Origin of the sequence: Desulfobacula sp. (assembly GCF_014237455.1) — a bacterium.
Taxonomy (GTDB): Bacteria; Desulfobacterota; Desulfobacteria; order Desulfobacterales; family Desulfobacteraceae; genus Desulfobacula.
The window spans coordinates 16,534-32,656 of the sequence record NZ_JABZFL010000053.1; the positions used below are offsets into that span (position 1 = coordinate 16,534).

Sequence of the window (16,123 nt, forward strand, 5' to 3'; positions counted from 1 at the left end):
TATTATTACATTCTAAAGGAGTTGTTACACGTCATGGTAAAACTTGATTTTGAACTTGATTTTAAAAAAACCAATGGATTGATTCCCGTCATTGCACAGGATTATAACACCAGTGAAGTCTTGATGCTGGCTTACATGAATGAACACGCCTTTGAAGAAACGCTGCAAAGCGGAAGAGCTACATACTATAGCCGATCAAGGCAGGTATTATGGAAAAAAGGAGAAACATCCGGTCATGTGCAGAATGTAAAGGAAATCCGGGTGGATTGTGATAAGGATACCCTCCTTTTAAAGGTGGATCAGGTGGGTGGTGCAGCTTGTCATAAAGGATATAAGAGTTGCTTTTTTTCAAAAGTGGAAGATAATGAGTTGAAAATAGTAGAATCGAGAATTTTTGACCCCAAAGAGGTATATAAATAATGGAAAAAATACTGAAATTAGGAATTCCCAAGGGAAGCCTTCAGAATGCAACAATAAATCTTTTTAAACGGTCCGGGTGGAAAATTAATATAGAAGGAAGAAGTTACTTCCCCGATATAAATGATGCGTCCATTGAATGCGCCATGTGCCGTGCCCAGGAGATGTCCATCAATGTTGAAAGTGGCGTTATCGATGCCGGATTGACAGGTCTTGACTGGATTGCAGAACATGAATCCGATGTCCATGTGGTGACCGATCTTATCTATTCAAAAGTCAGTGCCCGACCTGCAAGATGGGTGATTGCCGTTGCAAAGGATTCTCCCATAAAAACCCTTGAGGATCTTGCAGGCAAAACCATTTCCACTGAGCTTGTAAAATTTACAAAACGGTTTTTCAAAGACCGGAATATTGATGTAAACATAAAATTTTCCTGGGGTGCCACAGAGGCGAAGATTGTTTCAGGCCTTGCAGATGCCATTGTGGAGATCACGGAAACCGAGAGTACGATAAGGGCTCATAGCTTAAGGGTGATCCATGAAGTCATGGAAACCAACACGCAATTGATTGCAAATAAGACAGCCTGGAAAAGTCCTGCGAAAAGAGAGAAAATAGAACAGATCGCTATGTTGCTGCAAGGGGCACTCGTTGCTGAAAAGCTGGTGGGAATAAAAATGAATGTACCTGAAAATAAAATTGCAAAGGTTGTTGCTCTTCTACCAAGCCTGAATACACCTACCATTGCACCCTTGTATCAATCCGACTGGTTTGCCGTGGAAAGCATTATCGATACAGGGCTGGTCAGGGATTTGATTCCAAAGCTGCTCAAAGTTGGTGCAGAAGGCATTATTGAATATCCGTTAAATAAGGTGCTTTAAATGAAACCCGCCGACAGATGTGAAAAAATAACGCCTTTTATCGTTATGGAGATTCTTGAAAAGATCCATAAAATGGAGGCATCCGGTATTGATGTCATCCATATGGAGATCGGAGAGCCTGACTTTAATGTGCCCGAGTGTGTCAATAAGGTCGCCATTGAAGCTTTCTCCAAAAATGAGACACACTATACCCACAGCCTGGGGGATATTCGATTGAGGGAGGCCATCAGTGAGTACCATAAAACAACCTATAACACGACCATTGATCCCGGGCAGATCCTGGTGACGTCAGGTACTTCTCCGGCCATGCTGCTGTTGTTTTCCGCCTTGGTAAATCCTGGGGATGAGGTCATTGTTTCCGATCCGCATTATGCCTGCTATGCTAATTTCATCAATTATGTTCAAGGGGTTCCGGTGACGGTGAAGGTCCTGGAAGAGGAAGGGTTTGTCTATACCCCGGAAGCGATAAAAGAGAAGATAACATCTAAAACAAAAGCGATTTTTATTAATTCTCCTTCTAATCCAACGGGAAATGTCATTCCAAAGAAAAGAATGCAGCAGATTGTGGATATTGCAGAAGCCAACAACCTTTATGTGATTTCAGATGAAATTTATCACGGACTTGTCTATGAAGGAAAAGAACATTCAATCTTTGAATTTACAGATAAGGCCTTTGTGTTGAACGGTTTTTCAAAACTTTTTGCCATGACCGGCCTGCGTCTTGGATATCTAATAGCACCACCTGAATTTGTTCGGGCGTTACAGATCCTTCAGCAGAATTTTTTCATTTGTGCAAATTCCGTGGCCCAGCTTGCAGGCGCAGCAGCCTTAAAAGGTGCCCAGAAAGAGACCCGGGCCATGAAAGAGACGTACAACAAGCGACGCATCTATGTCATTGAGAGATTAAAACAAATGGGGCTTGGGATTACCATTGAACCCACAGGTGCATTCTATGTGTTTGCCAATGCAAAACACATCTCAACCGATTCATATGCCCTTGCCTTTGATATTTTGGAAAAAGCTCATGTCGGGGTCACCCCGGGGATTGATTTTGGGGAAAACGGGGAAGGGTACTTACGATTTTCCTATGCAAATTCCATGGAGAATCTGAAAATTGGTTTAGACCGTATGGAAGGTTATTTAAAAAACTTGTCATGATGATTAAAACTGTCGAATTTGTTAAAAGTGCTGTTAAGCCATCTCAGTACCCGGAGTATGATTTTTCTGAAATCGCTTTTGCGGGCCGATCCAATGTAGGCAAATCCTCTTTGATCAATACATTGATCCAGAGAAGAAATATGGTGAAAACAAGTTCAAAACCGGGATGTACCCAGCTCATCAATTTTTTTTTAGTTAATGAAATGCTTTCTTTTGTAGATCTTCCAGGTTATGGCTATGCTAAAGTATCAAAAAAAATCAGATCTCAATGGCAGCCAATGGTTAATTTGTATCTTTCCCAGCGCCAAAATCTTTTGGGTTTGGTTTTATTGATTGATATTCGAAGAGACCCTGGAAAAGAGGAATTTGATATGGTTGACTGGCTGGAATCTCATGAAATGCCGTATTTGGTAATTTTAACAAAATCTGATAAACTGTCAAAAACAAAACAGCAGAAAAGACTTTTATCTATCTGCTCCCAAATGAACCGGGAAAAGGACAGCGTTATTCTTTTTTCTACCAAGACAAAAAGAGGAAGAGATACGGTTTTAGGGGAAATTGAGAATTTAATAGACTGGTATAATGAATAAGAAAAAAGAAAATAATATCCGATCAGGATTTGTGGGAATCATCGGCGCCCCCAATGCAGGCAAATCCACCTTGCTCAACCAGGTGCTGGGTCAGAAAATTTCCATTACATCCAAAAAACCTCAGACAACCCGGGATAGAATTCTTGGTATTGTGAACAGGCCGTCATCCCAGATTATTTTTGTTGATACACCCGGGATCCATAAAAGTACAACCCTGTTGAACAAGAGAATTGTTGGTCAGGCCATACTGGCTTTAGAAGATGTAGATGTGATCTTGTTTATGGTGGATGTAGCCGCTAGAAATTATTCAGCAGAGAAATTGATCATATCGCAATTAAAAAAAATATCTAAAACAGTTTTCCTTGCGCTGAATAAAATTGATCTGGTTAAAAAGGCACAGATTTATACGCTTGTTGAAGAATTTCAAAAATTGCATGATTTTAAGGCAATCGTTCCGGTTTCGGCTAAAAAGGATATTCAGGTAAAAAATCTTCTCGAAGAAATCGAACAATCTTTAGCCGAAGGTCCCAGGCTGTTTCCTGAAGAAACATTTACGGATGTGTCTGAAAAATTTATGGTCAAAGAGATAATAAGGGAAAAAGTATTTCGGTTAACAGGGATGGAGATCCCTTATTCAAGCGCGGTGACTGTGGATTCCTTTGAAGTGGAAAAGAAGTTGATCGTCATCCATGCCAGCATTCATGTCATCAGGGATTCTCAAAAGGGTATCATCATCGGAAAGAAAGGTTCCATGTTATCAAAAATAGGGACCAAGGCAAGAAAAGACATTGAACAAATGACCGGCCAGAAAGTGCTGTTAAAGCTGTTTGTAAAAGTGACGAAAAACTGGGTCGACAATGGAAGAATGTTGAACGAATTCGGTTACTAAATCCATGGATCAGTTTTTTACTTTCGCAGACGAAGCATTCTTGAAAAAAGAACGGGACAAGGCGAGAAAACTGCGATCCAGTCAATGGTGGAAGCGAAAACGCGCGTTGGGAATCTGTCATTATTGTAAAAATAATTTTTTACCCAAAGAACTTACCATGGATCATGTCATTCCCCTGGCCAGGGGAGGCAAGTCGGAAAAGTTTAATCTTGTGACATGCTGTAAAGATTGTAATACGAAAAAAAAGCAGCTTATCCCTTCGGAATGGGAAGGATATATGACGTCCATAAAAAAATAAACAGCGAGGAAGCATTTTCTTGTCCGCTGTTTATTTTTGAAGCTTAAGATAAGCTTATTTTTTATTGCAAAGCCTGTGAATGGTTTGTGCGTGCCATTCTCCCCGACCGGAGAAGGTCGGCTGGCCCAGTTCAATCAAGCGGCTGGCAACCTGATCAAATGTCGCGCCATCGGCTCTCATACTGTGGATGATATCCATGACAGTTTTACGGTTGAGAAGTTTTGGATCAGTTGAAGCAGTTTCTTCGATCTTTTTTGCTACGACTTTTTTCCTTTTTCGAATAATCGATTTTTTAGGTTCAATATTCTCAACAGGTGTTTCAACAGGTGTTTCAACAGGTGTGGTGATGTCAGGTTTCGGTTTTTGGGAGGTTACATAATGGTGTTCAAAAGTTTTTTTATTAGAGACGCTGTTTTTTTGATATATTAGTTTTTTTACGGGAGCGATATTCAGATGATCTACAATCCTTTCAATGGCGATAGCCTGGCGTTCCAGCATGTCTACAGTTCTTTCCTGAGTATTTATCAGGTCATCCTGATTTTTTATCAGAATTTCAAAGTGGCTGCTTAAGTTTTCAATGGCTTCTGCTAATATGGATGTTGTTGAAGTATCCTCCACTGGGAGCTGATTTCCAGCCTGATGTGGAGCAGAGGGTTTTTTCATGTGCTGGTTTCTGGTATTCTGGTATCCACCATAAGAAGGGAATCTGGGGAGACTGGTGTAATGATAGGAATTATCATAGTTTTTACGTGTTTTTGGTGTTCGTTGTTTTTCGGTCTGGCCATTACGGAGACTTTGTAAAAAATCATTCATTTGGTTTGTATCCTCCTCGAACTATATTAAAATGCCAAAAATGGTAACACCAAATCCGGCTAAAACTGATCAAATCTTTCAACCTATTAATTTTTAAAGAAGGTTCAAAATTTCTTTAATGTCAGCATAATATTACTGTCAAATTTATCCTTTTTTTCCAGACTTTTGTCAAGCTTTTTTTACGATTTTTCAAATGGCGATAACGATGCGCCTTTTCGCTGTTTAATTGTTTGAAACATAATTTTTTTTATGATAAAATTTATTATTTATTAAATTTTATCATTTGTAAGGACAATTGAAATATGATTGAAAATAAAACGTATAAGACCAATTACCGAATCGAAAATCCAAGCATTGTAAAAACTGATTTTTTGCAACCGATAGAATACGCATATAAATCCAAACGAAGTATTGATATCATCATAAAGCAGCCTGAATATACGTCGGTATGTCCAATGACAGGGCTGCCGGATAATGGTTGCATCACGATAAAGTATCAACCTGATGAGACCATTGTTGAACTGAAGTCGTTAAAATATTATTTGTTACAATTTAGAAATGTCGGCATGTTTTATGAACATGTGGTCAACAAGATCCTTGATGATCTGGTTCAGGTTTTAAAACCTTTGAGAATGGAAGTCACCGGTGAGTTTACACCCAGAGGAGGAATCAGCTCCATAGCAACGGCCGCCTATAAAAAAGAATAAAAGCCTATGCCATACTGGTTTCAAATTCTTTAATGAGGGCCAGCACTTGATTATTTGAATTGATGCGGGATATATTTTTTCTGAAAGCAGAACTTCCAGGCATTCCTTTTACAAACCATGAAAGCCTGCCGCGAAGCATTTTGCAGGCAGGTTTTTCTCCAAAATAGTCCACATACATCTCGGTCAACCGCTCCATTGTTCTGAATATATCGTAATTCGAAGGGGTTTTATAAGATCCGGTAGAAAGAAAATTATCAATCTGGGACAGAATAAATGGATTTTTCATGGCAGCGCGTCCAACCATGACAGCATCACAACCGGTCTGTGCGATCATTTTTTGGGCATCTTCAACAGTGTTAATGTCACCATTGCCAATAACAGGAATAGACAATTGCTGCTTTAATTCTTTAATTAAGTCCCAGTTCGCCTTGCCTTTAAATCCCTGATTTGCGGTTCTGGGATGCATGACGATGGCATCCACGCCTGAGTTCTGTGCGATTTGTGCGATTTTAAATGCCTGTTGTCCTGAAAAATCCCAGCCAGATCGTAATTTTATGGTCAGCGGCAGATCAATTGCCTTTCGGACGGCGGTTAAGATTCTTTCGCTTAGTTCGGCTTCTTTCATCAATGCAACCCCGGCCCCCTGTTTTACGACCTTTTTCACACTGCATCCAAAGTTAATATCGATAATACTGGCAACTTTCAGGTCCTGTATAACTTTTGCACCTTTTGCCATGGAATCGGGATCAGAACCGAACAATTGGACAGACAGGGGCTGTTCTTCTTTTTTAGAAGATAAAAGAGCCAGGGTTTTTTCAGAATTATAAAAAATCCCTTTGGCGCTGACCATTTCGGAACAGACAACAGCACAACCGCATTCTTTCACAAGAAGTCGGAATGGCAGGTTGGTAATTCCTGCAAGGGGAGCTAAAAAGGTTTTTCCGTTTATAAAAAGGTTTTTAATTTTCATTGAATTTTAGTTTTTTTAATGAAGGTATCAATTTTAGGGTTTGCATAGCAATAAAGACAATTATGGAAACATGGATGTTCTTCATACGATCCGATATCAATGGATTTAGTGCAGTTACACCCCTGTTTTGAGCGTTGGCCGTAGTCTCTTTTGATTTCAGGGTGACCCTTAAAGAGTGTTTTTAACAAATTGCCGTCTACGCATGAATTTTGACGAATCCTTGTGTCGGTATCAAGATTTGCGAACAATTCTTTTTCGCAGCACAGAGAAAGCGTTATGCCGGTTGCTGCCAAATGTTTTTCCATTCGATGAATCACGGCTGTTTTTTTATCCATTGACGGATCAGTAAAAAAAACAGATCGATGATTTTTTTGACATAAAAATTTAAGCCTTCTCCGGATCTTGGTGTAATTGTCAAAAAAACTTGTGACACATTTTTTAATTCCAAGTTTTGAGGCTTGTCCTGCAATTATGGAAAAATCCGAAAGATTGTTTTTTGCCGATCCGTTGTCACCTGTTTCGTAAAAACAAATGGGGTCAAATCGCCAGGATATTTTTTCAGGCCCAAAGAGGGAGGCAAGTTCGTTTAATTGTTCAAGTCTTTTCCTTAAGGGTGGCAGATTAGGCTCAAGTAGAGAGGACTCAGAGTTTATTGTAAAATTGAAATAGAGATTGAAGCCAAGTTCATTCAGTTTTTCACCTGCTTTAGCTTTGATAAATGCATCATAGTTTTTTGACCAGAATACAATTGAATGAATTGAATCCCTGGATACTTCGACTTTTTTAATGGTTTTGTTATACGGGTTTATTACATTGAAAAACCCGAGTTTGATACGGTCCATGAACCAGTCCAGGTAGAAGGCGGGAATATCCGTTCTTCTTGAGGCAGATAAGATCTTATCCGGATTCCGGTTCATGATTCTTTTTTAAGTCGGAAAAAGAGATGATCTTGGCGTGTTCCTTTTTTTCGGAGCCAATATTTTTTTTGGTTTTCTGATCGGAAGGAATGTCTGGCTTTGATAACGGCAGATCTTCAACAGGGCTTTCAACCTTTTCTATTTTCATTTTTTTGCCACTCATATGAAATTCCTGGCCATTAATATAGTCATCTTTTAAAGTCCATGTGACAATCTGTAAAGGGATTTGGAGCATTAGCAGTTTGATATGATACCAGTCTTTTTTTGCATCCGGCAGGATACCTTCCACCCTTGCAAAAGAGATGGGTGTATCTTCAAGATATATTAAGACAACTTCATTAACAGCGGCCATAGCCCCCTCATCCGTTTTTATTTTTCTTGTCAATTGGCTTCATATAACATAATCTTTTCATTACTACAAAGAATGGAATGAAAAGATGACCCCTGTTGATGAAAAAAAATGGAAAATTTTTTTCCTTGTTGCAACCTCAATTTTTATGTCAACCCTGGATTCCAGTATTGTCAATGTTGCACTCCCTTATATGATGCAGGATTTGCAAACAGATATGCAAACCATTCAGTGGGTGGTCTTAATTTACCTTATGACTATTTCCTCTTTGCTTTTAACCTTTGGCAGGCTTTCTGATATTAAAGGCAGGAGATCTGTGTATGTCCTGGGGTTTGCCATATTTGTGGCGGGTTCTCTATTATGTGCTATGGCCCGAACGCCTCAATTTTTAATCGTTTCCAGGAGTGTACAAGGGTGTGGAGCTTCTATGCTGATGGCCTGTTCACCAGCCCTGATTGTAGATGTTTTCCCTGTCCAGGAGCGGGGAAAAGCACTTGGGATGATCGGGGCCGTGGTTGCTGCCGGACTCACGACCGGACCGGTCGTTGGCGGACTTATTCTTGAATATCTTTCCTGGCGGTTCATTTTTTATATCAATATTCCCATTGGGATTGCTGCTGCCATAGGGGGAATGTTTATTTTAAAAAGCGTTCATACGGCCCGGGGAAGTTATGAGCCCATGGATAAAACAGGAAGTGTTTTATTGATCATTATGATATCAAGCCTGATTATTTTTTTAACACAATTGTCCAAGTGGGGGATCGCTTCAATTCTATCCCTCTCATTTGCAGGTCTTTGCATTCTGGCAAGTATCGGTTTTGTGACAAATGAGGCAAGATCAGACTATCCCTTGTTTGATATGGAACTTTTGAAAATAAAATTATTTTTATTTCCAGTGATTTCTTCGGCTATTTTATTTGCGGCTCTTTTTGTTATTGTTTTTATGATGCCGTTTTACCTGACATATCCCTGTGGTTTTTCCGCATCAAAAACAGGGTTGATCATGATTGTCCTTTTTTTGTTCCTTTTATTTGTAAGTCCCGTGTCAGGAATGCTGTATGATACGTTTGGTTCAAGGCGTTTATGTATGATGGGTATGAGTGTCTTGGCAGTGTCTTTGATTTCATTAATGCATGTTCATCCGTCCATGGGTGTTTTATCAATCCTGTGGCGGATTGCCCTTGCCGGAATCGGAACAGCGCTTTATGTGTCTCCCAATAATACGGCCATTATGAGTTGCGTGCCGTTGTCAAGACGCGGAATCGCCTCCGGGGCTGTTGCTACAGCCAGGAACCTTGGGATGGTGGTCGGAGTTGCGCTGGCCGGATTGATTTTTACAAGTTCTTTTTCAATGCTTACAAATGGTTCAAGCCTTGAAAATTATCTGGCATCAATGGAACCTTTTTTTATGATCAGTTTTAAGCGAACAATGCTGATGGGTGCTATTCTTTCAATTTTTGGAATAGGGGTAACCTTTGCCAGGGGCAAAGACCACTGAATAAAGAATGATTTCGTCAGGAGGAGGGTGTATGGTACAATTGAATACGAAAAATTTCTCAGTTTTGGATCAGCCTCAAGTTTTAAGGCATCTTTTCCATCCACGATTTGAAGACAGCTTAAGGCAGACAGGAAACAACCGGGATGACATAATGATCCAGGTTGACGAAGATGTTCAGGTGGGGGCATCATTTCATTTTGTAAAGAACGATGCCCCCTTGATACTTTTTTTTCATGGCAATGGGGAAATTGTTTCGGATTATGACGATTTCGGATGTCTGTATAATGATATGGGGATCAATTTTTTTGTGGTGGATTACCGGGGATACGGAAGATCAACAGGTACTGCATCTGTCACATCAATGATGACGGATTGCCTTAGGGTTTTTGATTTTGTCCTGGCGTATATGTCAAACATGAAATTGACCGGTCCTCTCTGTGTCATGGGAAGATCTTTGGGCAGTGCTTCTGTAATTGAACTTTGTGCCACAAGAGCAAATGATTTTAAATGTCTGATTATTGAAAGTGGATTTGCCTGGGCGGCACCATTGCTGCAAAAGCTTGGTATTAATCCTCAGATCATCGGCTTTAAGGAAGAACAGGGTTTTGAAAATATTGATAAAATCAAGACGTTTTCAAAACCCTGTCTGGTGATTCATGCTCAATTTGACCACATCATCCCATTTTCAGATGGTCAGGCTCTCTTTGATGCATGTGCGTCAAGCGATAAAACACTTTTGGAGATCAAGGGGGCAAATCATAATGATATTTTTATGAGAGGAATGGGCCAATACCTGGAACATATTAAAAAGATCTGCCTTCAATAGACCCTATTTTTTCTCAAAAGGAATGATAAAAACCGGAACCCGGGATCGTTTCAATACCTTTCTGACCATATTGTTTCCCATGGCATCTGCCAGGAGTCCCTGCTGTTTGCATCCCATAACAATCAAGTCGCAGCCTTCCTCTTTAACAGTTGATGTGATTTCATCAGCAATGGAACGACCTTCAGCTACCAGAATTTTTGAAATCAGGGAATTGTTCTCAGATTCGTCTTTGTTTTGTTCGGCGCCTTCAAAAAAACCGGCAATGGCCTGACGGATTCTCAGGGCATCAATATTTTTTCCTATCAGAATGTCTTTTGCCTCGTTTCGATGCTTGGATTTTAAGTTTTGATATAATTGTTCACCAAAGGCCATGCGGACTTGATTTTCAGAATGCTCTTCCATCACATGAAGAACGATGATATTGGCATTATGGAAGGTGGCTAAAGTTGCAGCATGCTCAAAAACCTGCCTCATATCAGCAGAAAGATCAGATGCAAAAAGGATATTTTTTGTCGGTTGAATCATTTTCAGTACCCCCGTATTTTTATTTAAGGAACGGTTATTTTAGTGTTTTATTACCTATATTAATTAATTGAGCCTGTAATCAGCTCTTTTTTTTAATTCTTTGCCACATTTAAAGAAGGGAAGTTTTTTAGGATCAATCTGAACAATTTCTCCTGTTTTCGGATTCCTGCCGGTATAGGATTTATATTCTTTCAGATGAAAGGACCATAGTCCCCTCAGTTCAACTCGATTCCCATTTGTCAGGGCATTTGCCATCTCAAAAAAAAATAAATTCACAACGTCAGTTGCTTCATTTTGACTCAGAGAACATCTGTTTTTCAGTGTTTCAATCAATTTAAGCTTATTCACTTATTCTCTCCATATTATTAATATACACCCCGAATTATTCTCTATATATAATAAAAAAATTAATGATAATTCAATAGGTAAAATTTCTATCTATTTATTAAATTCAAGTTCGGCTTTGAAAAACCGTTTTACCATATCCTGGTATTTAGCAATAGAGGTGGTTTTCAGTATGTTTTTAAGCGGTTTTTTGCTTTGTTTGAAAGACGGGCCAAGATAGCTCCAGAATCCTTTCATTCGTCCGGTTAAATGAGCTGGGCCGGAGAATATTTTTTCGTAGCTGTCAAAAAGATCATCATGAAAATCTTTTAATCGTGCAGTTTGATTTTTTTTTACGATAATTCTTTTTATATCCTCTGCAAGGAATGGATTGGAAAGAATGCCCCGGCCAATCATGAATCGTCTGGTATGGGGGAATTTTTTTTGGACAGCATGGAATGAATTTAAATTCGTTATATCACCGTTATAAGTGAGCGAGTGCCGGGTGTAAAGAAGTGCTTTCGCAAAGGCATCATGATCTGATGTCCCCTCATACATCTGTAGCCCGGTTCTGGGGTGAAGAATGATTTCATCTAAGGGATATTTATCCAAAACAGGCAAGACTTTGAAAATTTCATCTTTTGATCTTCTGCCCAACCGGAGCTTTATAGAAAGTGTATTTGAAATTTTGGACAGCACGGTATCCAGGAAAGCATCAATTTCCTCAGGATACATTAAAAGCCCTGACCCTCTCTTTTTTTTTGCAATTTTTGAATGGGGGCAGCCCAGGTTCCAGTTTATTTTTTTCAATCCCATTTCATAAAGATGATCTGCAAGAAATATGAAGTCTTTGGCGACATTTCCAAGGATTTGAGGGACCACAAAAAGGGTTTTATTATTTTCAGGATCCACATCTTTTATCCTGGAGGGTTTTAGTCGCATTTGGCCCATGGTTGAAATAAACGGGGCCACAGCCTCATCTACGCCTGAGAAATGATCTGAAAATACATTTCGATAAGTAACATCGGTAAACCCCTGAATAGGGGCAAGTATTATTGTGGTATCGTCTTTTTCCATACAGAGGTGTTCGGTTTAAATAATTTATTAAATCTACAAAAAATTAGAAAAAAAAATTGACAAATATAATTATGATCAATTATACAATCCATAGTTTTGGTCTTAATTTATATATAACATTAAAATAGATTGCAAGGAGTGTTTTAAGGGAATGAAAGAGTTTTTCAAAGAGGTTATCCGGATAAATATGATGGAAGAAGCCCTGGACAAGGAAGAGCGTGCCCAAAAACTGTTTGCCCGGTTAAATGTCATGGAACCGCCTGAATATTTTAATTGGGCCGCTGATATATTTGAAGATCTTCATGTCAAGGAGACTCCTGAAAAAGAAGCCTTGATCTGGACAGATATCGATACTTTGGAGACCAAAACTTATTCTTACAGAACCTTATCACAAAGGGCAAATCAACTGATAAATTTCTTTTTAAAATCAGGGATTGAAAAAGGGGATAATTTTTATATGATGAGTCCTGTCTTGCCTGAAAGCTGGTTTGCGGGACTTGCCTGCATTAAGGCGGGAATGGTCAATATCCCAACAGCGACTACAATGAGTCAAAGAGAGTTGGAATTCAGGTTTGAAACTTATTTTCCCAAGGCTATCGTGGCAGATGAAGATTCTGCATGCCTGATTGATAAAGCGCTTGAAGAAATAGATATTGAACCGACACTCAAACTGGTTTTGGGACAAAAAGAGGGCTGGATATCATTTGAAACAATTGAAAATGAATCCCTTGAAGCTAAGGCTGCAAAGACAAGATCTGATGATATTCTTTTCTGCTTTTTCACTTCCGGGACAACCGGTCTTCCTAAAAGGGTCGGACACACAGCAGTATCGTATCCTGTGGGACATTTGTCAACCACAGTGATGATTGGTATAAAACCTGATGATGTTCATCATAACCTGAGTGCACCCGGATGGGCAAAATGGGCATGGTCCAGCTTTTTTGCCCCCTTTAATGTCGGTGCCACAACAACCGGGTTTAAATTTTCATTCCTGGATGGAGAACAATATCTTGATGCTGTTTCACGGCATGGAGTGACAACGTTTTGTGCGCCTCCAACCGCCTGGAGAATGTTTGTGAATATGAATCTTGACTCTTTTAACCTGTCCTGTTTAAAGCAATCTATCAGTGCCGGAGAACCCTTGAATCCCGATGTGATTGAAAAATGGAAAAATCATACTGATACAGAGATAAGGGACTTTTACGGTCAGACTGAATCCACAGCCATGATTGGAAACCCTCCCTGGATGAAAGGTAAAATGCGATCCGGATCTTTTGGGTATCCTTCTTTCATGTATGATGTGGCTTTGGCCGATAATGAAGGCAATGAGATCACTGAAGCGGACCAGGCGGGCCATATTGTGGTTAAACTCGATAAATGGCGGGCTATTGGGCTCTTTTCAGAATATATTGGCAGTCCTGAAAAAATGAGTTCTGTTTTCGTGGATAATTATTATTATACCGGCGACCGGGCATCTTTTGATGAAGACGGGTATTGGTGGTTTGTGGGCAGGGCAGATGATGTGATTAAATCCTCGGATTACAGGATTGGTCCTTTTGAAGTTGAAAGTGCCCTTGTGGAATATCCTGCCGTAGCAGAAGCGGCAGTCATCGGTGCGCCTGATCCAAATCGATATCAGCTTGTTAAAGCCTATGTGATTTTAAATCCAAGTTATCAGGCTTCGAGGGAACTGGCGCTGAAACTTTTTAAACATACCATCACCATTTTACCAAAATTTAAAATCCCAAGAATCATAGAGTTTGTTTCTGAAGTTCCAAAGACCATCAGCGGCAAAATCAGGCGAATTGAATTAAGACAAATTGAGATTGCCAAACAAGGGAAGGCGGTTGACGAAGAAATTAAGGAATATTTTTACTGGGATTTTCCGGAACTGAATTTAAAAAAGAAATTTACATAAAAGACATTTCAACTTCCACTTCACCGCTACCGCTCCGTAAGAATTTTGCTGATGGATATTTTTTTTGGAATACATTGATCATTTTGCGGTTTTCAGCCAGAACCGTTGCTATAAATTGTTTGTAATTGTTCTCCTTTGCAATAGTTTCAAGGATTTTAAGAAGATATGATCCAATTCCCATTCCATGGAGCCTTTCCTTAACAAGAAATGCCACTTCAGCGGAATCAGCATCTGCTTCAGCATAAGATCCAATCGCCACAATCTGTTTTCGTTTGCCCAACTGCATCAGTCCGATGATGGTCATGTTTCTTCGATAATCCACCAGGGCCCATTGTTTTTGAAGCATATCCCTTGAAAAAATTTTTCGTTTGTTAAAAAATCTGTAATAAATAGAGTCTTCCTGCAAAGAATAGTAAAAATGCCTGGATTCAAACTCATCAGACGGTAAAAGGGGCCTGAAATCAACATTTTTTCCATTGGCCAGTTTTACTGAATGGTGGTATTGATCCAGGAATAGAAGATCCTGAGTCGTTGGCGGGAGCTGATCCGGAAAAATGTAACGCCTTTTTTTTGCTTCTTCTATCAGGTTTTTCCTGAATTTCGGGTGAGCAATCCGGGCAAGTTCCATAACCCGTTGATAGATGCTTTTCCTTCGCATCTCAGCAATGCCGTACTCAGTCACAATAATATCAATATCTCCCCTGGTGGTTGCCACACCGGCACCTTCACTTAAGTGAGTGACAATTCTTGAAACCTCACCATTTTGGGCAGTGGATGGAATGATAATAATGGAAAAACCACCCTTTGACATGGCTGAACCCCGGATAAAATCAACCTGATCACCAATGCCGCTGTAAAAAAGATATCCCTTTGAATCTGTACAGACCTGGCCTGTCAGATCCACCTCAAGAGCAGAACTGATGGAAATAAAATTATCATTTTTTGCAATCACATTGGGGTCATTTACAAATTCTGAAGATTTAAAATAAAAAATGGGATTGTTGTCAACATAATCATACAACTTTTTGGATCCCATGCACAGGGATGCAACAACCTTGTCCGGAAGGTATGATTTTTTTTTGTTGGTGATGACTTTTTTTTCAAATAAAGGCAAAAGTCCGTCCGTGATAACCTGTGTGTGGATACCCAGATCTTTTTTATCGGAAAGATAGGGGATGACAGCATCGGGCAGATGTCCGAATCCAATTTGCAGTGTAGCCCCGTCATCCACAAGCATATTGACATAATGGCCGATTCTTTCAACGATTTTCTGATTTTTCATTTCAGGAAGGGATTCCAGTATGGGCTCTTTATGCTCTACAAGATAATCAATCTCATCAACATGGATAATACTGTCCCCCCAGGTTCTGGGCATTTCAGGATTGACCTGGGCGATGACAATATCTGCATTTTTCATCCCGGAAAGGGTGATGTCAACCGAGATCCCTAAACTACAGTAACCATGATCATCCGGCGGGCTGATCTGTATCAGGGCGACATCAAGGCCGATTTCGTGGTTTTCAAAAATGGTAGGGATCTGTGACAGATAAACTGGAATATAATCTATCTTTCCTTCAAAAGCAGCCTGCCGCATTAAAACAGAAATGAAAAACAGTTTTATAGAGAATCTTGAAAGAAAATTTTTATCATTGACATATTTGGCAAGGGTGGTTGAAAGCATTTGGTAGATAACAATATCCTGAATGGATAAATCTTCTACCATGGCTTTTATTAATCTTTGGGGCTCACCGCATCCAGTGCCGATAAAGACCCTTGATCCGTTTTTTATTTTTTTAACGCTCTCCTGCGTTGTAATCAGTTTGTCAGGGCAAACATTCCTAAGATTCATTCAATTTCTCCTGCCGTGCCTGTGAAGGTGATTGAGTGCACTAATTATTAAATAATTTTAAACCAAAGTACAGGGAAAACAAGAGAGTTATTTTTATTTTTAACATTTTTATTTTTAACA

18 protein-coding genes are annotated in these 16,123 nt (G+C 39.6%); 10 read left to right on the top strand and 8 right to left on the bottom strand.

Features of this window, described 5'->3' with window-relative positions; translation table 11 throughout:
• The first annotated feature begins 33 nt into the window (after positions 1 to 33).
• Genes hisI through HGJ91_RS08245 form a run of 6 tightly spaced genes read left to right on the top strand, consistent with a single transcriptional unit; the run spans position 34 to position 4,230 of the window.
• A complete protein-coding gene (gene hisI / locus HGJ91_RS08220) occupies positions 34 to 420 on the top strand; it encodes a phosphoribosyl-AMP cyclohydrolase (protein WP_291347240.1) in 387 nt (128 codons plus the stop codon).
• On the top strand, positions 420 to 1,295 hold the full coding sequence (gene hisG, locus HGJ91_RS08225; RefSeq protein WP_291347241.1) for an ATP phosphoribosyltransferase: 876 nt from the start codon (positions 420 to 422) through the stop codon (positions 1,293 to 1,295). The genes hisI and hisG overlap by 1 nt, the downstream gene beginning before the upstream one ends.
• Entirely contained in the window at positions 1,296 to 2,453 is a 1,158-nt protein-coding gene (locus HGJ91_RS08230; RefSeq protein ID WP_291347242.1) for a pyridoxal phosphate-dependent aminotransferase, read from the top strand.
• The gene (yihA, locus tag HGJ91_RS08235) at positions 2,450 to 3,043 is read left to right on the top strand and encodes a ribosome biogenesis GTP-binding protein YihA/YsxC (RefSeq protein WP_291347243.1); all 594 of its coding nucleotides are present in this window, start codon (positions 2,450 to 2,452) and stop codon (positions 3,041 to 3,043) included. Before HGJ91_RS08230 ends, yihA begins: the two co-directional genes overlap by 4 nt.
• Positions 3,036 to 3,932, top strand: a complete 897-nt coding sequence (gene era / locus HGJ91_RS08240; protein ID WP_291347244.1) for a GTPase Era — start codon at positions 3,036 to 3,038, stop codon at positions 3,930 to 3,932. Before yihA ends, era begins: the two co-directional genes overlap by 8 nt.
• Positions 3,933 to 3,936: 4 nt before the next feature.
• Positions 3,937 to 4,230, top strand: a complete 294-nt coding sequence (locus tag HGJ91_RS08245) for an HNH endonuclease (RefSeq protein WP_291347245.1) — start codon at positions 3,937 to 3,939, stop codon at positions 4,228 to 4,230.
• 54 nt (positions 4,231 to 4,284) lie between these two features.
• Here the strand turns inward: HGJ91_RS08245 and HGJ91_RS08250 are convergent, their stop codons facing one another.
• On the bottom strand, positions 4,285 to 5,043 hold the full coding sequence (locus HGJ91_RS08250) for a hypothetical protein (protein ID WP_291347246.1): 759 nt from the start codon (positions 5,041 to 5,043) through the stop codon (positions 4,285 to 4,287).
• A 302-nt stretch (positions 5,044 to 5,345) separates the two neighbouring features.
• Between HGJ91_RS08250 and queF the strand changes: the two genes are divergently transcribed.
• Positions 5,346 to 5,750 (top strand): preQ(1) synthase, encoded by a 405-nt coding sequence (queF, locus tag HGJ91_RS08255; protein ID WP_291347247.1) that lies wholly within the window; start codon positions 5,346 to 5,348, stop codon positions 5,748 to 5,750.
• Positions 5,751 to 5,754: 4 nt separating this feature from the next.
• On the opposite strand, the gene dusB is transcribed toward queF, so the two are convergent.
• The 3 genes from dusB to HGJ91_RS08270 are packed head-to-tail and all read right to left on the bottom strand — an operon-like array spanning position 5,755 to position 7,989.
• Positions 5,755 to 6,720 carry a tRNA dihydrouridine synthase DusB gene (gene dusB / locus HGJ91_RS08260; protein WP_291347248.1) on the bottom strand — a complete coding sequence of 322 codons (966 nt, stop codon included), beginning with the start codon at positions 6,718 to 6,720 and terminating at the stop codon, positions 5,755 to 5,757.
• On the bottom strand, positions 6,717 to 7,637 hold the full coding sequence (locus HGJ91_RS08265) for a DUF1848 domain-containing protein (RefSeq protein WP_291347249.1): 921 nt from the start codon (positions 7,635 to 7,637) through the stop codon (positions 6,717 to 6,719). Before HGJ91_RS08265 ends, dusB begins: the two co-directional genes overlap by 4 nt.
• Positions 7,618 to 7,989: a hypothetical protein gene (locus HGJ91_RS08270; RefSeq protein ID WP_291347250.1), complete on the bottom strand. Its 372-nt coding sequence runs from the start codon at positions 7,987 to 7,989 to the stop codon at positions 7,618 to 7,620. The genes HGJ91_RS08265 and HGJ91_RS08270 overlap by 20 nt, the downstream gene beginning before the upstream one ends.
• Before the next feature lie 85 nt (positions 7,990 to 8,074).
• Here HGJ91_RS08270 and HGJ91_RS08275 point away from each other — a divergent pair, with 85 nt between their 5' ends.
• Positions 8,075 to 9,484: an MFS transporter gene (locus HGJ91_RS08275; protein WP_291347251.1), complete on the top strand. Its 1,410-nt coding sequence runs from the start codon at positions 8,075 to 8,077 to the stop codon at positions 9,482 to 9,484.
• 31 nt (positions 9,485 to 9,515) lie between these two features.
• A complete protein-coding gene (locus HGJ91_RS08280) occupies positions 9,516 to 10,310 on the top strand; it encodes an alpha/beta hydrolase (protein ID WP_291347252.1) in 795 nt (264 codons plus the stop codon).
• A 3-nt stretch (positions 10,311 to 10,313) separates the two neighbouring features.
• Here HGJ91_RS08280 and HGJ91_RS08285 read toward each other — a convergent pair whose 3' ends face one another.
• The 3 genes from HGJ91_RS08285 to HGJ91_RS08295 all read right to left on the bottom strand — a co-directional run bounded on the left by HGJ91_RS08285 (position 10,314) and on the right by HGJ91_RS08295 (position 12,236).
• Positions 10,314 to 10,835, bottom strand: a complete 522-nt coding sequence (locus HGJ91_RS08285) for a universal stress protein (protein WP_291347253.1) — start codon at positions 10,833 to 10,835, stop codon at positions 10,314 to 10,316.
• A gap of 63 nt (positions 10,836 to 10,898) precedes the next feature.
• Positions 10,899 to 11,183, bottom strand: a complete 285-nt coding sequence (locus HGJ91_RS08290; protein WP_291347254.1) for an HU family DNA-binding protein — start codon at positions 11,181 to 11,183, stop codon at positions 10,899 to 10,901.
• A gap of 90 nt (positions 11,184 to 11,273) precedes the next feature.
• A complete protein-coding gene (locus HGJ91_RS08295; RefSeq protein WP_291347255.1) occupies positions 11,274 to 12,236 on the bottom strand; it encodes a tRNA-dihydrouridine synthase family protein in 963 nt (320 codons plus the stop codon).
• Between the two features lie 151 nt (positions 12,237 to 12,387).
• On the opposite strand from HGJ91_RS08295, the gene HGJ91_RS08300 reads away from it, so the two are divergent.
• Positions 12,388 to 14,154, top strand: a complete 1,767-nt coding sequence (locus tag HGJ91_RS08300) for an acyl-CoA synthetase (RefSeq protein WP_291347256.1) — start codon at positions 12,388 to 12,390, stop codon at positions 14,152 to 14,154.
• On the opposite strand, the gene HGJ91_RS08305 is transcribed toward HGJ91_RS08300, so the two are convergent.
• Positions 14,147 to 16,003 (bottom strand): GNAT family N-acetyltransferase, encoded by a 1,857-nt coding sequence (locus tag HGJ91_RS08305; RefSeq protein ID WP_291347257.1) that lies wholly within the window; start codon positions 16,001 to 16,003, stop codon positions 14,147 to 14,149. The two genes, HGJ91_RS08300 and HGJ91_RS08305, sit on opposite strands and share 8 nt — an antisense overlap.
• Positions 16,004 to 16,123 lie beyond the last annotated feature (120 nt).